Below are 25,704 nucleotides of genomic sequence, written 5' to 3' on the forward strand. Positions count from 1 at the left end.
GCCGGTGATGCCTGAGTTCCGGTCGCGGGCGATTACGGTCGCGGTCGCTGCCAGGGGCTGAGCGGCTTGGCCAGACGTTCCGCGGTCCGCGCTCCCATCCAGCGCTTTCCGATCTTTCATTCATCGTGGGCCGGTCTCGTACTGGTCCTTTCGCTGCTGGCGGGTTGCGTCCCCACGGTCGCGCCGCCGGGCAGGCCGCCAGGTGCCCGGGTCGTGCGGCCCCCCGTTGCCGTCAATGCCCGCGCGGCCGGCCTGGCCCGGGGGCCGGTGCCTGCGGCTCTTGGCATGACGCCGGCCAATGCCAGCGCCGCACTCGATGCCTTTGCCCTGTCCTGCCCCGGCCTGATGCGCCGCAACGACGGCAGCGGGCTGACCCAGCCGCAGGATTGGGCCTTGGCCTGCGCGGCCGCGCGCAACTGGCCCCGCGACAAGGCCGCCGCCTTTTTCGACGGCTATTTCGAAACCGCCCGGGTGGGCGATGGCGCCACGTTCGTGACCGGCTATTTCGAGCCCGAAATTGCCGGCGTACGCCTGCGGCAGCCGGGTTTCGACGTGCCGGTCTATGGCATTCCGCCCGATCTGGTCCGGGCGCAGCCCGGCGATGCGCCGCCTTTGCCCGATGGGCGCCAGCCGCTTGGCCGTTATGACGAGACCGGGCGTTTCGTGCCCTATTTCGATCGGGGCCAGATTGCCGACGGCGCACTGGCCGGCAAGGGGCTGGAAATCGCCTGGGCCGCTGATCCGGCGGAATTGTTCTTTCTGCAGGTGCAGGGCTCGGGCCGGCTGCGCGCGCCCGATGGCAGCGTGATCCGGCTGGGCTACGGTGCCGTCAACGGTTGGGACTATACCGGGATCGGCACGATCATGGCCCAGCAGGGCCTGATCGGCACCGGGCCGGGCCAGTATCCCGGGTCGATGCAGGGCATTCTGCGCTATATCCACGATCATCCCGCGCAGGGCGAAGCCTTGATGCGGCAGAACCGCAGCTATGTGTTCTTTCGCGAAAATCCGCAGGCCAGCGCGGTGGGCGCCATGGGCGTTCCGGTCAGCGCGCGAACCACGGTGGCGGCCGATCCCGCGTTCGTGCCGCTGGGCGCGCCGGTCTGGCTTCAGGTGGACCGCACGCCGGTGAGCGGGCTGTGGGTGGCGCAGGATACGGGCGGCGCGATCAAGGGGCCGAACCGGTTTGACAGCTTCTGGGGCACCGGCGCCGATGCGCGGCTGATCGCCGGCGGGATGAGCGCGCGCGGACAGGCGCTGGTGCTTCTGCCAAAAGGCGCGCTGGCCCGGCTCGGGCTATGAAACGCGCACCGCGCGGCCTGAGCGCCGAGGAACTGGCGCTGTGGCGCAAGGTGGCCGAAACGGTCACACCACTCCATTCCGCCACCCGGCGCGCTGCCAAGGCCAAGACAGCGGCAGCGGCAGCAGCCGTGCCAGATGCGGCGGCCACCCCCGGCCTTGCCGCCGAAGCGCAGGGTACGCCTGGCCACAAGGTGAAAGGCAGAGTGCCCCCGCTCCGCGCGGCGCCTGCCCCGCCGCCACCGCCACCCCGGCCGCTTCAGGCCGATGGCCGCGGCCTCGACTCGAGCTGGGACCGCAAGCTGGCGCGCGGCACGGTTTCACCCGACATCGCAATCGATCTGCACGGCCTCAATCTCGACATGGCGCATGGCCGGCTGCTGGCAAGCCTGGGCCAGGCCCTGGCGATGGGCGCCCGGGTGATCCTGCTGGTGACGGGCAAGCCGCGCCCGCACGGCGATCACGATCTGCGCGGTGAACGACGCGGGGCGATCCGGGCCAAACTGCTCGATTGGCTGGCCGCGAGCCCTTATGCCGACCGGATTGCCGCTGTCCGCCCTGCCCAGCCGCGTCATGGCGGCGCGGGCGCGGTCTATATCGTGCTGCGCCGCCAACGCTGAGGCGCGCCGCGCTTTATACGCCGTCGGCGGCGGGCCGGCCGGAAACGTCACCATGGCCAAACCGTAATGTTTTGATCACGCCGCAGGGGGGTGCGGCCGCCTATACCGTCTTTCGACAGCGAGCGGCCCCGGATCCGTGACGTGACGGTCCCCTGTTCCGGTTCCCCCCTTGGGCTGCTCGCTGTCACCCGCCGGACCGATGCCGGCCTCGCTTTCCCGGTCGATCATGCGCCGAAGGCCCGCGCCCTTTCCGGCGTTTCGCCCCCCTCGCAGTTCGGAAAAACCGGCCGTGTCACGCCCCATCTTCTTTGATCCCACAGGTCGGCGACGCCGTTGGACGCGGCGGCTGGTCTTTGCCTTGCTGGCCCTGCTGGTGGGCATGTGCGCGATTTTCGCCACGACCCTGGCCACGGTTTCGCCGCGCGAGCCGTTGGCCTTTGCGCAGGAACACTTGGCGCCGCTGCCGCTCAAGACTCAGGTCAGCCGCCTGTCGCACGGCTTCGCTGCCCTGTTCGGCCGGCACCCCGCCGCCGTCGCGCGGCAGCAGGGCACGCCGATCACCATCGGTTTCTATCAGGCGCAAAGCGACGAAAGCGCGGGTGACCTGCAACGCCATATCGGCCAGCTCGACTGGGTGGCCCCCACGCTGATGACGATCGACCACGCCGGTAATCTGAACGCGGTCGACGATATGCCGATGCGGCGGATCATCGCCGGTTCGCTGCGCCGTCCGCTGGTCGTTCCGGTGGTGCAGAACGTCAGCGAAGCAGCCGGATGGGACGGCACCGGCACAGCCTCCATTCTGGCCAACCCCGCCCGCCGCCTGGCCCTGGCGGGCGCGATCGACGCCGCGCTCGACAAGTCGGGCGATGCGGGCGTGATGATCGATTTCGAAAACCTGCCGGCCGCCGGGCTGGGTGCCTTGCACCAGTTTGCCGCAGACCTGCACGCGCGGCTGGCGCCCAAGCATCGCCTGCTGGCCGTCACCATGCCGGTGGACGATCCCGCCTGGCACCCGCGCGCCTTTGCCGGCGTTGCCGACAAGATCGTGCTGATGGCCTATGACGAGCACTGGGACGGCGGAACGCCGGGTCCGATCGCTTCGAATTCCTGGTTCGTCGGCCACCTCGCCGATACGCTCAAAGGCGTTGCGCCGGGCAAAGTCGTCGTGGCGCTGGGTAGTTATGGCTATGACTGGCACGATGGCCATGCCGATGCGCTGACCGTCGAGGAAGCCTGGCTGGCTGCGCACGACAGCGGCACGGCCCCGGGCTGGGACAAGGCCAGCGGCAATGCCGGCTTTGCCTTTGACGATGATGCCGCTACCGGCGATGGCAAGCCCGCCGTGCGCCACGACGTCTGGCTGCTCGATGCGGCTACCAGCTGGAACCAATTGCTGATGCTGCGCCAGCTGGGCGTCGGCTCGGTGGCGCTGTGGCGTTTGGGCTCGGAAGATCCGGGCTTCTGGAACGTGCTGCACGCCTGGCACGGCGGGGCGCGGACCCTGCCCGATATCGCGCGCATCACGCAAAGCAGCAATGTCGACGTCGAAGGCAATGGCGAAATCCTGCGCATCGATGCCACGCCCACGCCCGGCACGCGCACGCTGACAACCGATCCCAGGCTTGGGCTGGTGACCGGCGAGAAGTATGTCTCGCTGCCCACCCCCTACGTCGTGCAGCGCACCGGCGACCGGCCCAAGCTGGTGGCGCTGACTTTCGACGATGGCCCCGATCCCACCTGGACGCCGCAGATCCTTTCGATCCTGGAAAGATACCATGTGCCTGGTACGTTCTTCGTCATCGGCGAGAATGGCGTCGCCCACCGCGGCCTGCTGCAACGCATGGTGGCCGACGGGGACGAGATCGGCAATCACAGCTATACCCATCCCAACATGGCCAACAGCACGCCGGCCGGAATCAAGCTCGAACTCAATGCCACGCAGCGTCTGATCGAGGCTTATACCGGGCGTTCCACCCGCCTGTTCCGCGCGCCTTATTTCGGTGACGCCGAACCGACCACGGCCGATGAACTCAATCCCGCGCTCGTCGCGCAGAACCAGGGCTATACCATCGTCGGCCTCCATGCCGATCCGGGGGACTGGATGCGCCGGCCGGCCGACGAAGTGGTGCAATTGACGGTCGGCGCCGTGAATGCCGGCACGGCCGACCGGTCGGCCAATGTCATCCTGCTCCATGACGGCGGGGGCAACCGCCTGCAGACCGTGGCCGCTCTCCCCCGGATCATCGAACAGCTGCAGGCCCAGGGCTATCGCTTCGTGCCGGTATCCACGCTTGCCGGCCTCAGGCGGGATGACGTCATGCCCGCGGTCAAGGGTTGGGATCTGGTCGCGGTGCGGCTCGACATCGGCATCTTCGCGGTGCTGGCGGCAGCGCTCGCCACACTCAACTGGACATTTTTCTTTGCCATCGCGCTCGGCACGCTGCGCGCGGTGGGCCTTACCGGGCTGGCGCTGTTTCCGCAGCGGCGGGTGGGCCTGCCGTGGCGCGACCGGGCGGCCGGCCTGCCGCCCTACACGCCCCGCGTCACGGTGATCATCCCGGCCTACAACGAAGAGCGGGTGATCGAGGCCTCGGTCCACCGCATCCTCGCCAGCACTTATCCCGCGCTCGACGTGATCGTGGCGGACGACGGATCGAAGGATGCGACCAGCCGGATCGTGGCCGCGGCTTTTGGCAGCGAGCCCCGCGTGCGGCTGATGACGCTGACCAATGGCGGCAAGGCCAGCGCGCTCAACCGTGCCCTGGCCGCCGCCGATGGCGAGATCATCGTGGCTCTCGATGCCGATACCCAGTTCGAGCCGCAGACTATCGACAAGCTGGTGCGCTGGTTCGAGAAGCCCGAGATCGGCGCCGTCGCCGGCAATGCCAAGGTAGGCAATCGCGTCAACCTCGTCACGCGCTGGCAGGCCGTCGAATATGTCACGGCCCAGAACATCGAACGCCGCGCGCTGACCCGTTTCGACGCGATCATGGTCGTGCCCGGCGCAGTGGGTGCCTGGCGCCGCCAGGCCCTTAACGACGTGGGCGGCTATCCCGAGGATACTTTGGCCGAGGACCAGGACCTGACCATCGCCATCCAGCGGCACGGATGGAAAGTGGCCTATGACGAAGACGCCGTGGCCTGGACGGAAGCGCCCGAAACGTTGCGCGCGCTGGGCAAGCAGCGCTTCCGCTGGGCATTCGGCACGCTGCAATGCCTGTGGAAGCATCGCGCGGTCGTGGTGCAACAGCGTCCGTCGGGCCTGGCTTTCGTGGGCATTCCGCAGGCCTGGCTGTTCCAGATCGCTTTCGCCATCGCCTCGCCGCTGATCGATCTGGCGCTCGCCATCTCGATCGCCGGCACGGCCCTGCGGGTGATCCAGCATGGCTGGGCGCAGACCGAAACCGACGTACTGCGGATGGGCGCCTACTGGCTGGGCTTTACCCTGATCGATCTGGTTTGCGGACTCGTCGCCTTCCGGCTCGACGTGCGGGAAAAGCGCTTGCCGCCGCTGCTTCTGCTCAGCCAGCGCTTCGTCTATCGGCAGCTAATGTACGGCGTCGTCATTCGCGCGGTCGGCGCGGCACTGGCCGGGCTGGGTATCGGCTGGGGCAAGCTGGAACGCACCGGGCGCGTCAGCACGCCGGCCACGCAGCCGGCTCACTGACGCGAGCCGCACAGGGCATCGGGCGCTAGGCCGGCAGGTAGAGCCTCGTCACCAGCCCGCCGCCGGGTGCCTCGTCCAGTTCCAGCCGGCCCCGGTGCAGGCGCGCGACGGCATTGACCATCGACAGGCCCAGCCCCCCGCCCGGCTTGGTGCGCGCATTGTCCAGCCGCACGAAGCGTTCCACCACGCGGGAGCGATCTTCCGGCGCAATGCCCGGCCCGTTGTCCGCAACGTCCAACACCGCTTCGCCATCGACAACACGGGTGCGCAGCGTCACCGCATCGCCACCGTATTTCAGGGCGTTGTCGATGGCATTGGCCAGCGCGCGCGAGATCAGCTCGCGGTCGGCCATGACCCGCGCGGGGGCAAGGTCAAGGGCCAAGGTCACGCCCGATTGTTCGGCCAGCGGCTCATAGAGTTCTGCCATATCCGCCGCCACCGCCGCGAGATCCAGCGCGGCGCGCCGGTCTTGCACTGCACCTCCCTCCAGACGACTGATCTCCAAGGCGTTTTCCAGCATTGCCCGCAAGCCGTCGGCATCGGCGCGGGCCGCTGTCAAAGCTTCGATCGCGCCTGGCTCGTCCACCCGCGCCAGGGCCGTGTCGATCGCCGCCGAAAGCCGCGTGACGGGCGAGCGCAGGTCGTGCGCGAGCGCGCCCGAGACCGCGCCCAGTTCCGCCACCAGGCTGGCAATGCGTTCGGCCATGCGGTTCATCTGCAGGCGCAAGTGGTCGAACCCGTCGCCGCTTTCCCCCTCGACCAGGCGCATGCCGAAGTTGCCCGCCGCCAGTTCCTCCGCGGCCTTGGCGATCTCGTGCGTACGGCTGCTGACCGCCAGACCCAGCACCACGGCGCTGACCAGTGCCAGGGCCACCGCCACCGCGATCGTCAGCCCGATCGCCGCGGCAAACGCCAGATTGAAGCGACGCTCGCTCGCGCCCATCAGCCCCAGGGTCAGCCGCGCACCGTCGGGCAGCGTGCTCGCCAGGACCAGCGCTTCCTGATCGCTAACGCTGTCGCCGCGCCGCACCAGCATCGGTTGCGGGCGGGGGCTGGCGGCAATCGCGGGCACCACATCGATATTGCTGGTAACCGTCGGGCCGCCCCCGCCCGACAGCGTGACGAACACCCCCGGATCGGCCGCGCTGCCGCGCTGGTTGCGGATGAAATCCTCCAGCGCCTCGCGCCCGCCGCTATAGAATGCGGCCAGCAGATCGTCGCGCACGTCGATCACCTGCTCCTCGCGATCGGCGCGCACCACGTCCAGCATCTGCGTGCGCAGAAAAAAGATCGCCGCCGCGCTCGACAGCAACTGCAGCACGAAAACCGCCAGAACCAGCCGTAGCATCGTTGGCGAAAGCCGGCGCTGGCGCATCGCGCGGGCCAGCACGCTCAGTCGGCCGCCAGGCGATAGCCCGCGCCGCGCACGGTGTGGAACAACGGGCGCTCCTCGCCATCGTCGATCTTGCGGCGCAGGCGGCTGATGTGCACGTCGATCACGTTGGTGCCGGGGTCGAAGTGATAGTCCCACACCGCTTCGAGCAGCATCGTGCGGGTCACCACTTCGCCCTGGTGCAACAGCATGTATTCCAGCAGGCGGAACTCGCGCGGTTGCAAGGTGATCTTGCGCGGCCCGCGCCTGACCTGGCGGGTCAGGCGGTCAAGCTCCAGCTCGGCACAGCGCAGCACGGTGTCCTTGGCCTTCTGCCGCCCGTTGCCGCGCCGGGTCAACGCCTGCACCCGCGCCATCAGTTCGGCAAAGGAAAACGGCTTGCCCAGGTAATCGTCGGCCCCGGCAGTGAGGCCGGCCACGCGATCGTCTGTGCTGCCCAGCGCCGAGAGCACGATGACCGGCGTTTCGACATCGGCCGCGCGCAAGGCCTTGAGCACGGCCAGGCCATCCATGCCCGGCAGCATGCGATCGAGCACGACCACGTCGAACTGGCTGTCGGTGGCCAGGAACAGCCCGTCGCGCCCGTTGTCGGCACGATCCACGGTGAAACCCTCTTCGGCAAAGCCGCGCGCGATATAGTCACCGATCCGGGGATCGTCTTCAACCAGCAGAATGCGTCCGGCCACAACCACTTTCCATGACAACGAGTTAATCTTGCCCTCACCGCACGGACAGGCCGCAAAGATCATGCCGGTCCATCATGGCTACTGACTATCCCGGTCGCAAGCTGTTTGCCCTTGCCGCCGCGCCGCTGGCGCTGGGATGCGGCATGATTGTTGCGGCTTCTGTCGCGGCCGGGTACTTCGATCGGCAGGCCACGGTCTATCGCCCCGCGATCGGTCCGGCCCGGCACGATCTGGTGATCGTCTATTTTTCCGGCGACATGGGGTTTTCGCTCGGCGCCGCACGCGCCACGATCGACGCGCTGCGCCAGCGGGGGCTTGCCGTGCTGACGGTCAATTCCCCGGCGCTGTTCCGGCAGGCGCGCGACCGCGCTTTCGTGGATGCGCTGGTGGCCGATACCATGCGCCAGGCGCTGTTACGCAGCCATGCCGTGCGCGTCGCCCTGATCGGCAACGCCTTCGGCGCCGGCGTGATCGATACCGGGCTGGGGGCCGTGCCGGCAGACCTGCGCGCGCGGATCGCGTCGGTCGTGCTGGTGGCGCCGGCCACCCGCGTCTTTTTCCGGGTCAGCCCCGGCGGCCTGTTCCACCCACCCGCGCCCGACAGCGACCCACGCCGCACCGCACGTCTGCTGCATGGCCTGCCGATCACCTGCATCTATTGGCAAGGCACCGCGCCAAGCTTGTGTCGCACCCCGCAACTGGCCGGCGCCCGGCAGATCGCCATGGGCAACGGGCAATCGGCAAGCCAGCGTGACACCCGCCTGGTGCTGGCAAGCGCCGAGGCGGCGCTCAACGCCCCCGTCCCGATGCACTGAACGGATCGCAGGCATGACCTTTGAAAGACGACTTGAGAGAGCCTATGCGATCGCGGGCCGCCATGGCCTTGCCAGGCGGCGCATCCACGCCCCCGCGATACATTGCGGCGGCGAGAGCCTCAGGGCAGCGAAGGTCCGGACGAGATCGGGCCGGGCATCGGCTGCATGGTGCCGGGTATCCCGGCGCCGCCTGGCCCCGCCGCGCCAGGCAGCCCGCCGATGGCCCCGCTGTAGCCGTAGCCCTGCGGCACGAACGGGCCCATCGCCCCGCGCGTCGTACCCAGAGTCGGCCCCATCTGTCCGGATGGCTGTGGGCCCGGATCGGGCGATTGGGCGGCAAGCTTTGCCGGATCGGGCACGGCGGGCGGAAGAACCGGATCGGGATCGTTGATATTGGGCTGCAGCGTGCCGGATGCCGTGCTGGCCGCCGGCGGAACAGCGGCCGCCAGTTCGGTGGCGCCCGCGCGATTGCTCGCTACAGCAGCGGGGGCAGATGGCGTTGCATCGCCGGCGCGCGTCACCGGGGCTGCACTGGCCACCAGCGCGTTGCCAGCCGCTGCGCCCGGCAACGCTGGAACAGCCGTCTCGGATATCGTCTGCAGTGGCGATCCCATCAATGCGATTGCCGCCACGCCGGCCGCAACTGCACCGATGCCGGTTCCCCCCAGCATCAACAGCGCGCCGCGCCAGGCCGAAAGCCGGGCCGCGACCGGACAATTCCCGGCAAGATCGGTTCCGGCCACCACGCGCAGCGGTACGACCTGCCCGCGCAGACGGCCCGATGCGCCATCCAGCCGTTCGGCGCCAAAGGCGGCTATCTGCGGGCGGAGCGGAACGTCGCGCATGATTCGCGCGGCCAGCCCTGCAGGCAACGTCGGCGCATCGTGCAGGGCCAGAATCCGGTCGAGCGCAGGCTCTGACATCCGCCTGCGGGCGGAGTCGCGACCTTTCGCCTGATCCCGGGACGGATCGGCAAGTCGAGGTTGTTTGTCGTTCACGCTGGCGTGCCCGCGTCGCGGCCCGAAACGGCATCAGCCGTGGCACCCACGAACGTCACATCGCGACAGGTTATGTCGCGCGCCTCAAGCAGTTCACGCATATGCCGCCTCGCCCTGAACAACAGCGACTCCATGGCCTTGATGTTGAGATCAAGAACCTGGGCCGCAAGAACATTGGAGAAATTCTCATAATAACACAAGACCAATGCCGCGCGATAGCGTTCCGGCAAATCGGCGAGGGCCGCGGCCACTTCCGCCCGCGCCTGGCGCTGCTCGATCATGCGGTCGGCCAGCGGGGCCTCGTCGGCCGCTTCGGGCATGGCGTCGGTCACCACCACGCGAAAGCGGCGCTTGCGATCAAAGCACAGGTTCATCGCCACGCGATGCAGCCAGCCGACGAGGCCGGCGCCGGCTGGCTGCCAGCGCGGCGCGCTCTGCCACAGCCTGGCAAAGCATTCCTGCACCACGTCTTCAGCTTCGTGCCCGTCGCCCAGCATGCGCGCGGCCACGCGATAGAGCGCCGCGGCATGGCGATCCACCAGCAGGGAGAACGATGCCTGGCAGGCTTGCCCGACGCGCTGCATCAGGGCGACATCGTCGCACCGGGACAGTGCCTGCCGATCCACGGGCGTGGTCGCCGGGGGAAAAGCGCCCTCTTGGCATGCATGATCGGCAGCCGGCAGTTCGTCGACAACTGGCCCGGCCGGTCCAGCCGGATCATGCCCGGTGTCATGCTCGCCAGATGAGCGGGCACCAGACGTGCGGGCGCCAGACGTAAATGCTTCGCCTTGCACGTCGCCACGGAAGGTCATGCGGTCCACCCGTCGCGCAAGATGGTTGCTCCGTCCATTCCCTTGTCCTGTCGGCCTGCTGCATCGTAGCATCTGAACGCTGAATTTACGATCACCAAAATTATCCGAACGTTTCGTGTTCTTTGTATGCGGCGGATAGTGGTTTCTGCATATTTCAGGCACTGGTAAAGCCACGCCGCCCCGGATATGAAGCCGCAATTCCGACACCGGCCTGCTCTGCTGGCCCTTCTGCCCAACGAGACGAGAGCCCATGCAGCGCCTCCCCAAGATCCGTTTCCTTTCCACTGTCGCTCCGCTGGCGATCCCCGCCGCTCTGATCGCCGGCGCCACACCCGCTTTGGCCGATACCAATATCGGCTCCAGCACGCTCCAGCCGGTGGTCACGTCCACGGCAGGCAATGTCACGGTCAGCAGCGGCGGTTCGATCAGGCTTACGGGTTCGACGGCAGCGACGGCTATCACCGTCAATTCATCCAACAATGTCAATATCAACTCGGGCGGCTCGCTCTCGCTCGGCGGGACCAGCGGCAATGCCGGGATCGTCGTCAATGCGGGCGTGACGACCACGATCACCAACGACGGCACGATCACCATCAGCGAAGACTATACGCCCGATGTGCTCGGCAGCAGTTCGGTCGTCGATGGGTCGGTCTCGGAAGTGACCGGCCGCTATGGCCTTCGCATTCTGCCCGGCGGCACGACCAACGCTACGATCGACACGGAAGGCACGATCACCGTTGAAGGCAACAATTCGGCCGGCATCGCCGTCGATTCGGCCTTGTCAGGTTCGCTCGAGAATACCGGCACCATTTCGGTAAAGGGCGACAATTCGGTGGGCGTGCGCACCGCGGCCGTCACGGGTAACCTCGCGATCGGCGGCTCGGTCACCGTCATCGGTTCCGGCGCGCAGGCCGTGCTGATCAACGGTGACGTCAATGGCGCGTTCAAGATCAACGGCGCGATGAGCCAGGCGGTGAGCTACACCGCCGACAACGGCACCACGCAGTATCTTTCGGCCAGCGCGATCAGTTCGGGCAAGGCGGCGGTGCAGGTGTCCGGCAGCGTCACCGGCGGTGTCATCGTGACGGTTGCATCGAGTAACAACAACGAGTCCGAAACCACCGGCTCGATCCAGTCCTATGGCACGAGCCCCGCCCTGCTGGTGGGCGGCAGCGGCAATACCACGATCGGCTCGGTCGTGGCGGAGACCGGTACCTATTCGGTGGCGATCGACGGCAGCGTGGGCGCCTCTGCCTATTACAGCGGGCTGAGCTCTTACGGCGTGGTGCTGGGCGGCCAGGGCGGCACGGTCACCCTGACGAACGGCATCGGCGTCTATGGCACGATCGCGGCCACCACCGTCAACAGCAGCGCAACGGCGCTCTTGATCAATTCGGGCGTTACCGCCACTTCGCTTTACAACGAGGGCACGATCAGGGCCACCACCAACGAGGTTTCGACCGGCGACCTCTATGGCATCCGCGATCTCTCGGGCACGCTCAGAACCGTCAACAACACCGGCTTCATCACTATCAGCGGTGCCACCACCGGCCGCAACGCCGCGATCGACCTGTCGGCGAATACCAGCGGCGTGACGATCAAGCAGTATCTCAACAGCGACGACGCCGACGACCAGAAAACCGACAAGGAAAGCTCCGACTACAATGTCGATACGGCGACGGTCTACACCTCGATCACCGGGAACATCTACACCGGCAGCGGCAACGATGTGGTGGATATCGAATCGGGCAGAGTGACTGGCGACGCTTTCCTCGGTACCGGCAACAACACCGTTACCCTGGCCGATGATTCCAAGTGGGAAGGCAATATCGATTTCGGCACCAGCGGCACCGCCACGATGACGATGGGCGGCAATTCGCGCTTCAAGGGCGAGCTGGAACTGCACGATCAGCTCGGCACGCTGACGCTGAACGACAGCGCGATCTGGCGGGGCACTATCTCCGGCGGCTCGCAGTTCGGCGTTACGGTCAACAGTGGCACGTTCACTGCCGACAGCACCGACGTGACCACGATCCGCAGCCTGACCGTGAATTCGGGCGGTACGCTGGGCGTCTACGTCGATGGCGACACCGGCACCGCGTCCAAGCTCGTGGCCAATACCGTCACGTTCAACAGCGGCTCCAAGATCGGCGTCACCATTTCATCGTTCGACAGGGCGGCGGGACAGTATGACATCCTTTCGGCCGGCACGCTGAACGGGGCCAGCAACGTCACCACGGAATCGCTGGCGCTGCCGATCCTGTTCAAGGGCTCGATCACCCAGACCGGCAACGATCTCACGCTCACGATCGCCCGCAAGACCGCCACCGAGCTCAATCTCACTTCGCCCCAGGCCGCGGCCTATGACGCGATCATCGCCAACGCGGTCAATTACAGCGATCTGCAATCCAGCCTGCTGCAGATGACCACCAGCAGCGAATTGAACACCCAGTTCAACGGGCTGCTGCCCGATTACGCCGGCGGCGGGTTCGACTTCATCACCCGCGGTTCGCGCCAGGCGGCACTGCACATTGCCGATGACAGCTCGCTGTTCACGATCAGCAACACCGGCATGTGGCTGGAACCGCTTTATTTCCGCGCCAGCAAGCGCGATACCGATTCGATCGGCTACAGCCTGAGCGGCGGCGGCATCTCGGTCGGGCTGGAGCGCGAAGTGGGCATCGGCAATGTCGGTGGCTATCTCGCGTGGACCAGCGGCTCGGTGAAGAACCACAACGACCAGTCGCTGAGCGTCAACAACATCGAATTCAATGCGTTCTGGCGCAGGGCATTCGGCAATCTCTATACCTATGCCCGCGTCGGCTATGGCCGCTCGTCGTTCAAGCTGGATCGCACGTTCACCGGCAACGTGGACGCGGCGGATATCACCTATACCGCCCGCGGCGGGTGGAAAGGCCAGTCGATCTCCGCAACCGGTGGCTTCACCTTCGATTATGATCTGAGCGACACGTTCAAGATCAAGCCCAAGGCCAGCATCGAATATTTCCGCCTCAAGGAAAACGGCTATCAGGAAAGCGGCACCGACGCGATCATCCTGCTGGTGGACAGCCGCACCAGCACCGCCATCAATGCCACCACCACGCTGGGCTTCTCGTGGAGCCGCGGCCCCAGCAGCTACGAGGGGCGGCCTTTCACGATTGAGGCGGACCTCGGCCGCCGCAGCCATCTCTCGGGCAACCTGGGCTCCACCACGGCAACATTCGGTTCGGGCGATGCGTTCACGCTGAACCCGGAAAACATGAAGTCGGCCTGGGTCGGCACGGTCGGCATCCTCCAAGGCGGCCTCGATTATACCTGGAGACTTTCGGCCGGGGCGGAAAAGCCCGAGAACGGCGGCGTTGCGATCAACGCGCGCGCCTCGCTCAGCATCGCGCTCTGACCGCCGGCCACGGCCCATGCAAAGGGGCGGCAACCACGCGGTTGCCGCCCCTTTTGCATGGGCCTTGCTCGCACAGGTTGGCGGCGGGACCCGATCGCGCGCGCGAAGCGTTCCCTGGGCTGGCACCAACGAAAGAACCACGATGCAAGACCCCCGCAAACTGTCGCCGCAACGCCGCGAACGCCGTTTCGGCCGCGCCGGCATCGCCGTGGCGATCATCGTCGCCGCGATCATCCTAGTCATTTTCGTAGGCCGCAATCTGTGGCACGCGCAGGTCACGCAGCATGAACAGCAAACGGGTGTGGCGAACGGCGCGTGACGCCCGACGTCAGGCCCCCGCCGCGGCGGAGCGATTGCCTGGATCGCCATGATCGCGGCCGAAATCAGGGCGCGCGTCGTCCTGGCCCATGGCGATAATCGAGCGACGGATCGCCCGCGTCCGGGTGAAATGATCGAATAGCGCGGCACCGTCGCCGTTGCGGATGGCTTTCTGCAGCGCCGTCAGATCTTCCGTGAAAACCTGCAGCATGGCCAGAACCGCCTCGCGATTGTGCAGGAACACGTCGCGCCACATGGTCGGATCCGATGCCGCGATGCGGGTGAAATCGCGAAAGCCCCCGGCAGAATACTTGATCACTTCGCTTTGCGTCACGTTTTCCAGATCTGACGCGGTGCCCACGATGGTATAGGCGATCAGATGGGGCAGATGGCTGGTGACCGCCAGAACAAGATCGTGGTGCGTGGCATCCATTGTCTCGATGCGGGCGCCCAGCGCTTCCCAGAAAGCCGCAACGCGGGCCACGGCTTTCGCGTCGACGCCGGCGGGCGGGGTAAGGATACACCAGCGGCCGGCGAACAGCGTGGCAAAACCGGCATCCGGGCCGCTCTGCTCGGTTCCGGCCACCGGATGGGCGGGCACGATCGTTACGCCGGGCAGCGCGGCCGTCAGCGCCTTGAGCACGCTTGCCTTGCTGGATCCCACGTCGCTCACCACGCAGGCGGGCGGCAGATGGGGCGCGATTGCCGCGGCTGCGTCGGCCATGGCTCCCACCGGCACGCACAGCACGACAAGGTCCGCACCCTCGACCGCTTGGGCCGGGGTGCCGGCGATACCCGTGGCGAGGCCGATTTCGGCAGCACGACGACGCACCGCCGGATCGGCATCATAGCCCGTCACCCGCACGCCGGGCATGCGCGCCCGCACCGCCAGGGCGACCGACCCGCCCAGCAGGCCAAGCCCGATCACGGCAACTTGCGAAAACGGCGGAGTCATTGCCCGGTGTCGCGCGCGGCCAGTGCCATGCGGCGCAGCGCTGCGGCGATCGCATCCATCTGCACGGCCGTGCCGATGGTGACGCGCAGGCACTGCGGCAGCCCCTGCCCCGGCAGCCAGCGGGTGATATACCCCGCCTCCATCAGCCCCAGATAAGCCGCCTCGGCGGTCAGCGCGCCAGAAAATTCGATCAGCACGAAGTTCGCTTCGCTGGGCAGGGGGCGCAGGCCGTGGTTGCCCAGTCCGTCGAGCGCGGCCACGAAACGCGCGCGCTCGGCCCGGTTGTGCGCCGCCGAAGCCTTTACGAAGGCCTGATCCTGCACCGCTGCCAGCCCCATCGCCTGGCCGGTCTGCGACACGTTGAACGGCCCGCGGATGCGGTTGAGCATGTCGATTACCTCGGCAGGTCCGGTGGCCCAGCCGATGCGTTCGCCCGCCAGGCCATAGATCTTGGAAAAAGTGCGGGTCACCAGAACGTTGGGCGCGCTGCGCGCCAGGTCCAGCGCACCGTCATCGTCTTCGGGCGCGACATATTCGGCATAGGCCTGGTCCACCACCAGGAGCACCTGGGTGCCGAGTCCGGCATGCAGGCGCGCCAGTTCCGCGCGGCCGATATAGCTGCCCGTGGGATTGTTGGGATTGGCCAGAAAGACCACGCGCGTGCGCGCGGTCACCGCCGCCAGCAGCGCATCGACATCGGTGCCGTAATCCGTGTCGGGCGCTTCCACCGGCGTGGCGCCGCACCGCCGGGCCGCGATCGGATAGACCGAAAAGCCATAGCGCACGAACAATACTTCGTCGCCCACCCCGGCATAGGCCTGTGCGGCGATGTGCAGCAGTTCGTCAGAGCCCGTGCCCATGACGATGCGCGCCGGATCGAGCCCGTGCAGCGCCGCCAGCGCGGCGCGCAGGTCCCCGCTCTCGGGATCGGGATAAAGCGCCGCGCTGGGCACGGCGCCCCGCGCCGCAACCGCTGCCGCGCTGGTGCCCAGCGGGTTTTCGTTGGCCGAAAGCTTGATCAGCGGCCTGCCGTCAGGCCCGGCCGCTTTGCCCGGGACATAAGCGTGGATCGCGGTGATCCAATCCTTGGGCCGGGGGGCGACGGCGGGCACGGAGGCAGGCATCGAAGCAGGCGTGGTCTGGTCGGTCATGATGCGCCGGCTTTACGCCATGGCCGGCGCATTTCAAGGAAACTGTGCCGCCGCAGGGACCGGCAGGCAGCGGTCAGGCCGCCTCGTTCCAGGCAAGGCCCGGGCCGCTCCAGTCGGTCGCCATGGCAAAGGCGGGCATTGTCGCCTTCGCGTTCGGCCCGCGATTGATCTGCATAGGCCCGTTCGGCCCGGCGCCGAGTACGAGCCCCGCCGCAGAAAGCTGATAGGGCGAGACGCGATAGCGCGTGCATAGCCCGCCATTGCCGTCGCTGACCAGTTCCTGTTCGAACTCCAGGCCCTGCTGATGCCCCTGGCTGCGCCGGACTTTGGCCACCACCAGTTGCCCGTCGCCCAGATCGAGCACGAACGACGTTCCCGGCGGCACTTCCAGCAGCCCTTCGATCAGCGCGCCCGATTTCGACAGGTTGCGCAGCACCACCGGGTAATAGTGATCCTCATGCACCACGCCCACGCGGCGGAACATGGCCTGGCGGTGATGTCTCTGCCGCGCCGGCCCCGCCGGCTCGATCGTCCAGCCGCCCTCATCCAGCGCCGCGGCAAGCGCTTCGCCGTCAAGCGGCTGGCTGTAGATGAAGCCCTGCACATGGCTGACGGACAAGGTTTTCATCAGGTCGAACTGGTCGAAGCTTTCCACCCCTTCGGCCGTCGTTTCCATATCCAGCGCCTGGGCAAGAGCAACGATCGCGGTGATGATCGCGCGGTTGCGGTTGCCGGGCTGAGTGGCGCCCTGAACAAACGACTGGTCGATCTTGATCTTGTCGAACGGGGCGCTTTTCAGATAGCCGAGCGAGGAATAGCCGGTGCCGAAATCGTCGAGTGCCAGGCGCACGCCCAGGTTTTTCAATGCCTTGAAGCGCGCGTCGGTGAGGCCCCCTTCTTCCAGAAACACGCCTTCGGTGATTTCCAGTTCCAGCCGCGCCGGGTCCAGCCCCGATTGCGCCAGGGCCGAGGCAACGAGTGCGGGAAAGTTCTCGTCGGCAAACTGCACCGGCGAAACGTTGACGGCCACGCGCAGCGGCACCGGCCACGCAGCCGCGTCGCTGCACGCCCGGCGCAAGACCCATTCGCCCAGCACGCGGATAAGGTTCGACTCTTCGGCAAGGGCCACGAACCGCTTTGGCGGGATCCGTCCGCGTTCGGGGTGATTCCAGCGCAGCAGGGCCTCCACGCCGATCACCTGATTGTTCTGCGCCTTGACGACGGGCTGGTAATGAACGTCCATCTGGCCCTGCGCGAGAGCATCGTGCAGGTCTTCCTCCAGGGTCTTGCGGTCTTCGGCCGCCTTGAGCATATCGCCCGAGAAAAAGCGGAAACGCCCCCGGCCACTGCCTTTGGCGGCATAGAGCGCCAGGTCGGCGCTGCGCACCAGATCCTCGGCCGCGGTGCCATCGAACGGGGCGATCGCCACGCCGATCGACGCGCCGATCAGGCAGCGGTTGCCGTCGATCAGATAGGGCTGCGAAATGGTCTCGATCAGCGCCTCGGCCATTTGGCCCAGATGGCCGCGATCTTCCATGGCTGGCAGGATAATCTGGAATTCATCGCCGCCCAGGCGGCATACCCGGGTCGCGTCGCCCACCAGCCGCACCAGGCGTTCGGCCACCTGCTTGAGCAGCGCGTCGCCGGCCGCGTGACCCATCGTGTCGTTCACCTGCTTGAAGCGGTCGAGATCGATCAGCATCGTGGCGCAGGGGCGCTTGGCCGTCGCCAGCGAGGCAAGGTGGCGCGTCAGGGCCTGGTTCATCTGGCAGCGGTTGCCCAAGCCGGTCAGCGGATCGTGCAATGCCACGCGGGCGCTTTCCGCGGCATGGCGGCGCTGCTCGCTGATATCGGCGCAATGGCCGTGAAAGCCCGCGAACGCGCCACGCCGGAATACCGCTTCACCCGAAAGCGACCACCAGCGTTGCCGGCCGCCGGTGCCGCTGCGCACGGTCACCCGTTCGAACCGCGTGCGACGCGCAAGAACGAAGCGCAGCGAGCGCTCGCCGTCGGCCTCGTCCTGCTGAAACAGATCGAGCAGCGTGCGGCCCATCGGATCGCTTTCGCCGGCAGGATCGCTTGCACCGGCCGAATCGCGCTCACTGGTCAGTGCCGCCCGCATCGCTGGCGAAAGATAGGTCAACCGGCCTTCGGCATCGCTCGACCAGAACGCACCCAGTCCCAGCGCTTCATAGGCATGGCAAAGCGCGGCAGCATGATCGGGGGCCAACATGCCGGCATTGCCGCTCGCGCCGCGGACAGGTTCCTCTTCCGTATTATCGGCTCTTCCCCAGGCCATGCGCCGGATCGCCATTCGAATCTCCGCCAGAGCGCGTTTTCTCGCAACGTATTAGAACGGGACGATTTCCCGAACGTTAACCGCCAGCTCTGCGGCAGAGGCATGCATCGGCCATGGAAAATGCTGCAAAAAAAGAGGGCCGGAAGCGGGTTGCGCTTCCGGCCCAGGTCGTTCGCAGGAGGAACAAGGTCTGGCGGGGGAGGGAGAGAGAGGGAGAGGATCAGCCCCCCAACCCCGCCAAGCTGGTAGAAACTCAGATGTTGTAGGCGCGTTCACCGTGCTCGCTGATGTCGAGCCCCTCGCGCTCGGCTTCCTCGGTCGGACGCAGGCCGATCGTCTTGTCGAGAGCGATGAACAGGATCGCCGAGACGCCGCCCGAGAGCAGCAGGGTGACCAGCACGGCCTTGATCTGGGTAATGATCTGGCCGACGAGGTCATAGGTTCCGGCCTGGGCCGGGAATACGGTGTAATCGATCCAGCCCTGGCCACCCAGCCGCGGATCGGCCACGATCGCGGTGCCGATGGCGCCGACGATCCCGCCAATGCAGTGCACGCCGAACACGTCGAGCGTGTCGTCATACTTCAGCGCGTTCTTCACGGTCGAAACGAAGAAGAAGCAGATCGGCGAAACGACCAGGCCAAGGATGATGGCGCCCATCGGGGCGGCATATCCAGCGGCTGGGGTGATGGCCACCAGGCCCGCGACGGCACCCGAGGCAGCGCCCAGCATCGAGGGCTTGCCATGCTTGATCTGTTCGACGATCGCCCACGACACAGCGGCCGCGGCGGTGGCGACGAAGGTGTTGATGAAGGCAAGGCTGGTGGCGGCATTGGCTTCCAGGCCCGACCCGGCATTGAAGCCGAACCAGCCCACCCACAGCAGCGAAGCGCCGATCATGGTCATGGTCAGCGAGTGCGGCGGGGTGGCTTCCTTGCCGAATCCCAGGCGCTTGCCGATCACGAGGCAGCCGACCAGGCCGGCGATCCCGGCATTGATGTGCACTACGGTGCCGCCGGCAAAGTCCAGACCGCCCCAGCCATAGATCAGGCCGGCGTCAGCCGTATTGTCCGACAGGAAATCGGGACCGGCGAAATACCACACCATGTGGGCCATGGGGAAATAGACCAGAGTCAGCCACAGCACGGTGAAGATTATCAGCGGGGTGAACTTCACGCGTTCGGCAAAGGCGCCCACGATCAGCGCCGGCGTGATGCAGGCGAACGTCATCTGGAAGATGACGTAGACGTATTCGGGCAGATAGACGTTGTTGGAGAACGTCGCCGCGTAAGTGGAAATCGAAACGCCCGCCAGGAACATCTTGGAAAAGCCGCCGACATAGGGCGTCGTTCCGCCGGTGAAGGCCATCGAATAGCCCCAGCAGACCCAGCACAGCGCCGCGACCGAAACGATCATCAGCACCTGCATCAGCACCGAAAGCATGTTCTTGGTGCGCACCAGGCCGCCATAGAACAGCGCCAGGGCGGGAATGCTCATCATCAGCACCAGTGCCGACGAGACGAGCATCCAGGCAACGTCACCCTTGTTGACCATGGTGGCCATCTGTTCGGCCGTGGGGGCCTTGATCGGCCCGGCTTGCGCAAAGGCGGCAGAGGCCATGCCAAGGCTGAGCCCGGCTGCCGTCATGCCACTGATCGTCTTGCGGATCATTCGGTTTCCCCTCTGTTCGGAAGTCACAGCGCCATGTCGCCGCTTTCGCCGGTGCGGATGCGCACCGCCGAAGCGAGATCGAGCACGAAAATCTTGCCGTCGCCGATCGCCTCGGTGCTGGCGGTTTGCTGGATGGTCTCGACGATCTGCGCCGCCAGGTCGTCGCTGGCAGCAATCTCGATCTTCACTTTGGGCAGCATGTTCGTGGAGTATTCGGCGCCGCGGTAGATCTCGGTCTGGCCTTTTTGCCGGCCAAAGCCCTTCACTTCCGACACCGTCATCCCGGCAACGCCCAGGCCCGACAGCGCTTCACGCACTTCGTCGAGCTTGAACGGCTTGATGATGGCGATGATGAATTTCATTCATGCCCCCTTTTCACGGCCTCAACCAGCCGGCGCCCCGCCGGCGGATTCGTTAAAGCAAAGGGCATGCCAAATCCGTTTTCTTACGGATTCATGCTTTTTCGGGAAACCATACAAATCATGGAGCGTTCATTGCGCTCGATTCTTGTGCAGCGCGAAAGGCCTGCCCAATTTTTGGGCATTGCATACTTGACAAAGCAGACATCGCGAATCACATCAAGCGGGCGTGACGGGCCGATGAAATCAGAGGTAGCGCTTTGCAACGACCTCGATGCGGTCGATTGCCTGCGCTGTGAGCCGGCTGCACTGCACGAGCGTTGGGAAAACCGGCTGACCGGCGAAGAAGTCGAGGCTGTCGCCAAAAGTTATGCGAGCGGTCGCCTGTCCCTGGTCCTCGATTTTGAGCATCCCCCCACCGTAGGAAACCATCGGGAGGGTTCCGCCAGCCCCAAGCACCACGCTGGGGGGTGCGAACACGTTTTGGTTCACCTCGTCAATCGCGAGGAAACCGCGAAGTTCGGTTACCGTGATGCTCGGGATAATGAGGTTGTGTTTGTCGAGGTTATCGGCCTTGCGGATTTCCCAAAGGAGAAAACTGCCTCCGCGATAGGGCTTTATGGCACGCAAGAATTCGAGTGCGATCAAGGGGAAAGCTTCCACTATGCGACGTGCAGATGGGGTCTTTTTGACGCGGCCACATGCGTCCGCTTTGGGCGCTCGGAAAGATTGACGAAGCGCCTTCCTGCTTTCGTTGGTGGGAAACGTGATCCGCTTCGCGTTGCCGGTCCTCGCAGCCATCATCCCCGACATGATGTAGTCGAGTGCAGAACTGAGGCAATGGAAGCAGTCGCCAATCGCCAGCACGAGGTGAGCTGGAATTGGATTGACGGTGAGGCGCAGAACCTGCTTTCCGGTCTCACTGTCTCGCTCGTCGATAATGCTGTAGAAGTCCGAGTTGGTGTAGGCGTCGAACCACTGCTGCGCTTGGTCAATGTGATGGTCGGCCCTATAGATCTTTAGTCGAGCTTGGAAGAAGGCTTGAATCAAGAGATTTTCGTCCATGCCTGAAACCGATCAAGAGAGAGAGGGCGAGGTTCTGCGGCGGATACTGGAGTGGACATACTTGCCGCGTGAGTGTGCAGCCACGCCGTGGCCGACGAACTCCTTGCCGACATGCTTGTAGCCCTGATGTTCATCGGTCATCAGCCAGCTATCATGGCTAGCGTTGGCCACGAGGACATGACGCAGCGTCTCGCCGGTCACCTTGGCGACATGGAACGAACGGACGCGGCCACCGCGCTCCACGAGCGACACAACGGCCTGCTTGTCGCGAAAGGGATTGCGACTCTGATCTGAAGCGCGGCCATACTGGCGCTGCTTGGCATGGCGGTTGCCTAGCTTACCGCCAACGTAGGTTTCGTCGGCTTCGATGGTCTCGCCAAGCCCGCCAAGGGGTTCATTGCTGTCAGGTTTCATGGCCTCGCGGATGCGGTGCATCATGAACCATGCGGTCTTGTAGGTCACGCCGAGCATACGGGCCATCTGGTGACCGCTGATGCCCTGCTTGGAGGCACACAGAAGGTGCATAGCGAGCAGCCACTTGTTGAGCGGAACCTTGGAGGACTCGAGCACAGTGCCGACCGTGACGGTGTACTGCTGGCGGCAGTCGTTGCACTGAACCACGCCCTTGCGGACCATCCCTTCAGGGTGCGCCTTGGTCTTGCGTCCATGCTGGGGCGGCAGGCGCTTGGCCGAGAACGAGCCACAGTGCGGGCAGAAGGGGCCATCCGGCCAATGAAGCGCTTCAAAATGCTCGCGGGCGGCGTCTTCTGACTGAAAGCGGGGGCTGAAAATGTCCATGCCCCTTAGTGCCCCAACAGGACTGCTTTGTCAAGTATACAATTGCCCAATTTTTAGGCACTCCTGCCGGGGCAGCGTCAAAGCTGTCAGGAACCGCGGCCCTTCTGCGTCACGAGCCGCAGGCGTGCCCAGACCGGCAGATGGTCCGATGCCTGCCTTGCCAGCGCGCTGTGATGGACGCCGGTTGCCTCGACCGCCCAATCGTGGCTGATCACGATGCGATCGAGCTGGCCCAGCGGGCGGCGCGCCGGAAAGCTGCGGCCGGGTGCCAATACCGCCAGATCGCTGGAGAAAGCCTGCAACGCACCGCCGCGCGGCGCCCATTCGTTGAAATCGCCCATCAGCACGCGGGCACCCTGTCCGGCCGCGGTACAGGCTGCCTGCACCTGCTGCCGCCGACGCAGGCCGGACAGGTCCAGGTGCATGCCGATCACGCGCACCGGCTGGCCCGCCCAGGCAATATCCACCGCCACAGCCCCGCGCGGCTCCAGCGTGGGCAGCGGCACGGCATGGCAGGCCGTGACGGTCAGATCGCGGCGCACCAGGATGACGTTGCCGTGCCAGCCCAGGCTTCCGGCCCGCCGCGCGCGGTCGATCACCCCCGGCGCCACGGCGCGCCAGGGGCTGCCATGGGACAGCAGCGCCGGGGGGATGACCGCATCGCGCAGGCCGAACCGGCGGTCCGCCTCCTGCAGGGCGATCACGTCGGCGCCGATTTCGTGCAGCACCAGCATAATGCGTTCGGGATCGCAGCGCCCGTCGGCGCCCACGCCCTTGTGGATGTTGTAGCTGGCAAAGATCAGGCTGGCATCCGGGCGGCCGTCCACGCCAGAGCGTTCGCCCGGGGCCGCCTGGGCCGGTGTTGCGCGCACCGCGTCCGGCCCCGTCCGGTCTTACAGGAAATCGCGCAAAGTGGCGATGAAACGGTCGAACTGGTCGTGATGCAGCCAGTGCCCGGCGTTTTCGAATTCCACCGCCTCGGCATTGCGAAAATGCACGATGCGCCCGTCGCGCACCGGATTGCCCGCCCAGGAATCCGCCCCGTTCAGCAGCAGGGTGGGGCTGGTGATCGCTTCCCACAGCTCCTGCTTGCGCGCCTGCGAGATGTCATAGGGGTGTTCGATATGGAGATAGGGATCGAATTTCCAGGTGAACGTGCCGTCTTCGTTGCGGTTGATGCCATGGATCGTCAAATGGCGGGCCTGGGCATCATTGATATAGGGGTTCTGCGCTTTCATGCGCGCCACGGCGGCATCGATGGTGGGATAGCGGCGCGGCAGGCGCCCGGCCGCCTTGCGCTTTTCGGCGATGTAGTCGCGGATGCGGCGGGCAAAGGGCACGCCGCGCATGCGCGCTTCCCAATCCGGGGTCGGGAAGATCCCCTCGACCGCCACCAGCTTGCGCACGTCTTCGGGAAACAGCCCGGCATAACGCAGGGCCACGGCTGCACCCAGCGAATGGGAGACGATGGTCACCGGTGCCAGGCGCAACTGGTGGACCAGCTGTGCCACGTCATAGACCATGTCCATGATGCGATAATTGCCGTCCGATACCCATTCGCTATCGCCGTGGCCACGGTGATCGAGTGCGATCACGTGCCAGTCCTCGCGCAAGGCTTCGGCCGTCCAGTCCCAGCTGCGGCAATGGTCGCGCCCGCCATGGATCAGCAGGAGCGGCGGTTTTTCCGCATTGCCCCAGTCCACATAGTGGAGCCGCAGACGCTGCGAAATGAACGTGTTCGAAGTGGGTCCCAGCAGATTCATGGTTTCACCCTGCCCCTGCCACGCCGTGCTGGCAAGTGCGGGAAACGTTCTGTCACCAGCCGGCCCCGAAAACACGGCCGGTTGCCCACGCATTGCGGCGGGCCTTACCGCTCCTTGGTGGCACTGAACGTCAGCGCCGGATTGCGTTCCTGCTGATAGCTAACGTCCCAGGCGGAGCGCGCCATGAACACGGGATCGCCGTCACGATCCTTGGCAAGGTTCGAAAGGTTGAAATCGGCAAAGGCACGCAGCGCCTCGGCCGTGCCTTTGAGCCAGCGCGCGGTATCGAACGGGGAAGGCTCGAGCACGGCTTCGACTTTGTATTCCGCTTCCAGCCGGCTGATCAGCACGTCGAGCTGCAGCTGGCCTACGACCCCCACGATCCACTGCGAACCGATTTCGGGATAGAAGACCTGGATCACGCCTTCCTCGGAAAGATCGTCCAGCGCCTTGCGCAGCTGCTTGGTCTTGGTAGGGTCTTTCAGCACCACGCGGCGCAGGATTTCGGGCGCGAAATTGGGCAGCCCGGTAAAGCGCACGTCGTTGCGTTCCGACAGGGTATCGCCCACCCGCAGCGTGCCGTGGTTGGGAATGCCGATGATGTCCCCGGCTTCCGCGCTATCGGCGATCTCGCGGTCTTGCGCAAAGAACAGGATCGGCGAATGCACCGCAATCGGCTTGCCCAGGCCCGACGGCGTCAATTTCATGCCGCGCCGGAACGTGCCCGAAACCATGCGCATGAATGCGATGCGGTCGCGGTGCTGCGGGTCCATGTTGGCCTGCACTTTGAACACGAAACCGGTCACGTCGGGGCGGGCGGGATCGATCGTGCCCTGGTCGCTGGCCTGGGGGCGGGGGGGCGGGGCATAGCGATCGATCGCGGCGATCAGTTCGGCCACGCCGAAATTCTTGAGCGCAGATCCGAAATAGACCGGCGTCAGATCGCCATGGCGATAAGCCGCCAGATCGAACCGGGGATAGCCTTCGCGGCCCAGCTCGACCTCTTCGGCAAAGGCATCGGGAATCGCGCCCGCCGCCGGATCGCGCCTGCCCAGAAATTCACGGCTGTCGCCCTCGGGGCGGGCAATCGTTTCGCTGGCGAAGTCATAGACGCCTTCGAACACGCCGCCCATGCCGATCGGCCAGCTCATCGGCGCGACATCGAGCGCCAGGGCATCGGCGACTTCGTCCAGCGTTTCGAACACGGGGCGCCCTTCGCGATCGACCTTGTTGACGAACGTGATGATCGGCACCGAACGCATGCGGCACACTTCGAACAGCTTGCGGGTCTGCGGTTCGATGCCCTTGGCGGCATCGATCACCATGATTGCCGAATCCACCGCGGTCAGCGTGCGATAGGTATCTTCGGAAAAGTCTTCGTGGCCCGGCGTATCGAGCAGGTTGAAAACGGTGCCGTCCTTCTGGAACGTCATGACCGAGGACGTCACCGAAATGCCGCGCTGCTGCTCGATCTTCATCCAGTCCGACCGTGCGCGCCGCGCCTGGCCACGCGCCTTGACTTCGCCGGCCAGATGAATCGCCCCGCCTTGCAGCAGCAGCTTTTCGGTCAGCGTGGTCTTGCCCGCATCGGGGTGGGAAATGATCGCGAAGGTACGGCGGTTCGACATGATGCC

The 25,704-nt window shown here is 65.9% G+C and carries 20 protein-coding genes; 6 read left to right on the top strand and 14 right to left on the bottom strand.

Features of this window, described 5'->3' with window-relative positions:
• The first annotated feature begins 111 nt into the window (after positions 1-111).
• The 3 genes from mltA (at position 112) to AC3EDY_RS02825 (ending at position 5,589) form a co-directional block, all read left to right on the top strand.
• On the top strand, positions 112-1,302 hold the full coding sequence (gene mltA / locus AC3EDY_RS02815; RefSeq protein ID WP_488571212.1) for a murein transglycosylase A: 1,191 nt from the start codon (positions 112-114) through the stop codon (positions 1,300-1,302).
• On the top strand, positions 1,299-1,919 hold the full coding sequence (locus AC3EDY_RS02820; RefSeq protein WP_488570949.1) for a Smr/MutS family protein: 621 nt from the start codon (positions 1,299-1,301) through the stop codon (positions 1,917-1,919). The genes mltA and AC3EDY_RS02820 overlap by 4 nt, the downstream gene beginning before the upstream one ends.
• A 289-nt stretch (positions 1,920-2,208) precedes the next feature.
• Entirely contained in the window at positions 2,209-5,589 is a 3,381-nt protein-coding gene (locus tag AC3EDY_RS02825; protein ID WP_488570950.1) for a trifunctional glycoside hydrolase family 18/polysaccharide deacetylase/glycosyltransferase family 2 protein, read from the top strand.
• A 25-nt stretch (positions 5,590-5,614) separates the two neighbouring features.
• On the opposite strand, the gene AC3EDY_RS02830 is transcribed toward AC3EDY_RS02825, so the two are convergent.
• Positions 5,615-6,937, bottom strand: coding sequence for a HAMP domain-containing sensor histidine kinase (locus AC3EDY_RS02830; RefSeq protein WP_488570951.1), 1,323 nt, complete (start codon positions 6,935-6,937; stop codon positions 5,615-5,617).
• Positions 6,938-6,981: 44 nt separating this feature from the next.
• Positions 6,982-7,668 carry a response regulator transcription factor gene (locus AC3EDY_RS02835; protein WP_488570952.1) on the bottom strand — a complete coding sequence of 229 codons (687 nt, stop codon included), beginning with the start codon at positions 7,666-7,668 and terminating at the stop codon, positions 6,982-6,984.
• A 74-nt stretch (positions 7,669-7,742) separates the two neighbouring features.
• Between AC3EDY_RS02835 and AC3EDY_RS02840 the strand changes: the two genes are divergently transcribed.
• Entirely contained in the window at positions 7,743-8,483 is a 741-nt protein-coding gene (locus AC3EDY_RS02840; protein ID WP_488570953.1) for an AcvB/VirJ family lysyl-phosphatidylglycerol hydrolase, read from the top strand.
• Between the two features lie 119 nt (positions 8,484-8,602).
• Here AC3EDY_RS02840 and AC3EDY_RS02845 read toward each other — a convergent pair whose 3' ends face one another.
• Both AC3EDY_RS02845 and AC3EDY_RS02850 read right to left on the bottom strand, forming a co-directional pair.
• On the bottom strand, positions 8,603-9,406 hold the full coding sequence (locus AC3EDY_RS02845; protein ID WP_488570954.1) for a hypothetical protein: 804 nt from the start codon (positions 9,404-9,406) through the stop codon (positions 8,603-8,605).
• 71 nt (positions 9,407-9,477) lie between these two features.
• Entirely contained in the window at positions 9,478-10,107 is a 630-nt protein-coding gene (locus tag AC3EDY_RS02850; protein ID WP_488570955.1) for an RNA polymerase sigma factor, read from the bottom strand.
• A 436-nt stretch (positions 10,108-10,543) separates the two neighbouring features.
• Here AC3EDY_RS02850 and AC3EDY_RS02855 point away from each other — a divergent pair, with 436 nt between their 5' ends.
• Both AC3EDY_RS02855 and AC3EDY_RS02860 read left to right on the top strand, forming a co-directional pair.
• Complete coding sequence (locus AC3EDY_RS02855; RefSeq protein WP_488570956.1) at positions 10,544-13,693, top strand: autotransporter domain-containing protein; 3,150 nt, start codon at positions 10,544-10,546, stop codon at positions 13,691-13,693.
• Between the two features lie 142 nt (positions 13,694-13,835).
• The gene (locus tag AC3EDY_RS02860; protein WP_488570957.1) at positions 13,836-14,012 is read left to right on the top strand and encodes a hypothetical protein; all 177 of its coding nucleotides are present in this window, start codon (positions 13,836-13,838) and stop codon (positions 14,010-14,012) included.
• A 9-nt stretch (positions 14,013-14,021) separates the two neighbouring features.
• On the opposite strand, the gene AC3EDY_RS02865 is transcribed toward AC3EDY_RS02860, so the two are convergent.
• From AC3EDY_RS02865 to AC3EDY_RS02910, 10 genes are all read right to left on the bottom strand, one after another.
• On the bottom strand, positions 14,022-14,966 hold the full coding sequence (locus AC3EDY_RS02865; RefSeq protein ID WP_488570958.1) for a prephenate/arogenate dehydrogenase family protein: 945 nt from the start codon (positions 14,964-14,966) through the stop codon (positions 14,022-14,024).
• A complete protein-coding gene (hisC, locus tag AC3EDY_RS02870; protein ID WP_488570959.1) occupies positions 14,963-16,117 on the bottom strand; it encodes a histidinol-phosphate transaminase in 1,155 nt (384 codons plus the stop codon). The genes AC3EDY_RS02865 and hisC overlap by 4 nt, the downstream gene beginning before the upstream one ends.
• Positions 16,118-16,190: 73 nt before the next feature.
• On the bottom strand, positions 16,191-18,350 hold the full coding sequence (locus AC3EDY_RS02875; protein ID WP_488570960.1) for an EAL domain-containing protein: 2,160 nt from the start codon (positions 18,348-18,350) through the stop codon (positions 16,191-16,193).
• Between the two features lie 319 nt (positions 18,351-18,669).
• Positions 18,670-20,085 carry an ammonium transporter gene (locus AC3EDY_RS02880; protein WP_488570961.1) on the bottom strand — a complete coding sequence of 472 codons (1,416 nt, stop codon included), beginning with the start codon at positions 20,083-20,085 and terminating at the stop codon, positions 18,670-18,672.
• 23 nt (positions 20,086-20,108) lie between these two features.
• Complete coding sequence (locus AC3EDY_RS02885) at positions 20,109-20,447, bottom strand: P-II family nitrogen regulator (protein ID WP_488570962.1); 339 nt, start codon at positions 20,445-20,447, stop codon at positions 20,109-20,111.
• A 243-nt stretch (positions 20,448-20,690) separates the two neighbouring features.
• A complete protein-coding gene (locus AC3EDY_RS02890) occupies positions 20,691-21,509 on the bottom strand; it encodes a hypothetical protein (protein ID WP_488570963.1) in 819 nt (272 codons plus the stop codon).
• A 12-nt stretch (positions 21,510-21,521) separates the two neighbouring features.
• Positions 21,522-22,307 carry an IS1595 family transposase gene (locus AC3EDY_RS02895; protein WP_488570964.1) on the bottom strand — a complete coding sequence of 262 codons (786 nt, stop codon included), beginning with the start codon at positions 22,305-22,307 and terminating at the stop codon, positions 21,522-21,524.
• Positions 22,308-22,393: 86 nt separating this feature from the next.
• Positions 22,394-23,179, bottom strand: coding sequence for an endonuclease/exonuclease/phosphatase family protein (locus tag AC3EDY_RS02900; protein ID WP_488570965.1), 786 nt, complete (start codon positions 23,177-23,179; stop codon positions 22,394-22,396).
• A gap of 21 nt (positions 23,180-23,200) precedes the next feature.
• Positions 23,201-24,070 carry an alpha/beta fold hydrolase gene (locus tag AC3EDY_RS02905; RefSeq protein WP_488570966.1) on the bottom strand — a complete coding sequence of 290 codons (870 nt, stop codon included), beginning with the start codon at positions 24,068-24,070 and terminating at the stop codon, positions 23,201-23,203.
• 104 nt (positions 24,071-24,174) lie between these two features.
• Positions 24,175-25,698 carry a peptide chain release factor 3 gene (locus AC3EDY_RS02910; protein ID WP_488570967.1) on the bottom strand — a complete coding sequence of 508 codons (1,524 nt, stop codon included), beginning with the start codon at positions 25,696-25,698 and terminating at the stop codon, positions 24,175-24,177.
• Between the last annotated feature and the right edge of the window lie 6 nt (positions 25,699-25,704).

It is taken from the genome of Novosphingobium sp. DS6-6, assembly GCF_057784975.1.

Excerpts from the sequence above, each read along its gene's own strand:
- hisC (WP_488570959.1), bottom strand. The coding sequence starts at position 16,117 with ATGACCGACCAGACCACGCCTGCTTCGATGCCTGCCTCCGTGCCCGCC.
- AC3EDY_RS02910 (WP_488570967.1), bottom strand. The coding sequence starts at position 25,698 with ATGTCGAACCGCCGTACCTTCGCGATCATTTCCCACCCCGATGCGGGC.
- AC3EDY_RS02895 (WP_488570964.1), bottom strand. The coding sequence starts at position 22,307 with ATGGACATTTTCAGCCCCCGCTTTCAGTCAGAAGACGCCGCCCGCGAG.
- AC3EDY_RS02885 (WP_488570962.1), bottom strand. The coding sequence starts at position 20,447 with ATGAAATTCATCATCGCCATCATCAAGCCGTTCAAGCTCGACGAAGTG.
- AC3EDY_RS02840 (WP_488570953.1), top strand. The coding sequence starts at position 7,743 with ATGGCTACTGACTATCCCGGTCGCAAGCTGTTTGCCCTTGCCGCCGCG.
- AC3EDY_RS02875 (WP_488570960.1), bottom strand. The coding sequence starts at position 18,350 with ATGTTGGCCCCCGATCATGCTGCCGCGCTTTGCCATGCCTATGAAGCG.
- AC3EDY_RS02820 (WP_488570949.1), top strand. The coding sequence starts at position 1,299 with ATGAAACGCGCACCGCGCGGCCTGAGCGCCGAGGAACTGGCGCTGTGG.
- AC3EDY_RS02880 (WP_488570961.1), bottom strand. The coding sequence starts at position 20,085 with ATGATCCGCAAGACGATCAGTGGCATGACGGCAGCCGGGCTCAGCCTT.
- AC3EDY_RS02860 (WP_488570957.1), top strand. The coding sequence starts at position 13,836 with ATGCAAGACCCCCGCAAACTGTCGCCGCAACGCCGCGAACGCCGTTTC.
- AC3EDY_RS02865 (WP_488570958.1), bottom strand. The coding sequence starts at position 14,966 with ATGACTCCGCCGTTTTCGCAAGTTGCCGTGATCGGGCTTGGCCTGCTG.
- AC3EDY_RS02905 (WP_488570966.1), bottom strand. The coding sequence starts at position 24,070 with ATGAATCTGCTGGGACCCACTTCGAACACGTTCATTTCGCAGCGTCTG.
- AC3EDY_RS02855 (WP_488570956.1), top strand. The coding sequence starts at position 10,544 with ATGCAGCGCCTCCCCAAGATCCGTTTCCTTTCCACTGTCGCTCCGCTG.
- AC3EDY_RS02890 (WP_488570963.1), bottom strand. The coding sequence starts at position 21,509 with ATGGACGAAAATCTCTTGATTCAAGCCTTCTTCCAAGCTCGACTAAAG.
- AC3EDY_RS02845 (WP_488570954.1), bottom strand. The coding sequence starts at position 9,406 with ATGTCAGAGCCTGCGCTCGACCGGATTCTGGCCCTGCACGATGCGCCG.
- AC3EDY_RS02830 (WP_488570951.1), bottom strand. The coding sequence starts at position 6,937 with ATGCTACGGCTGGTTCTGGCGGTTTTCGTGCTGCAGTTGCTGTCGAGC.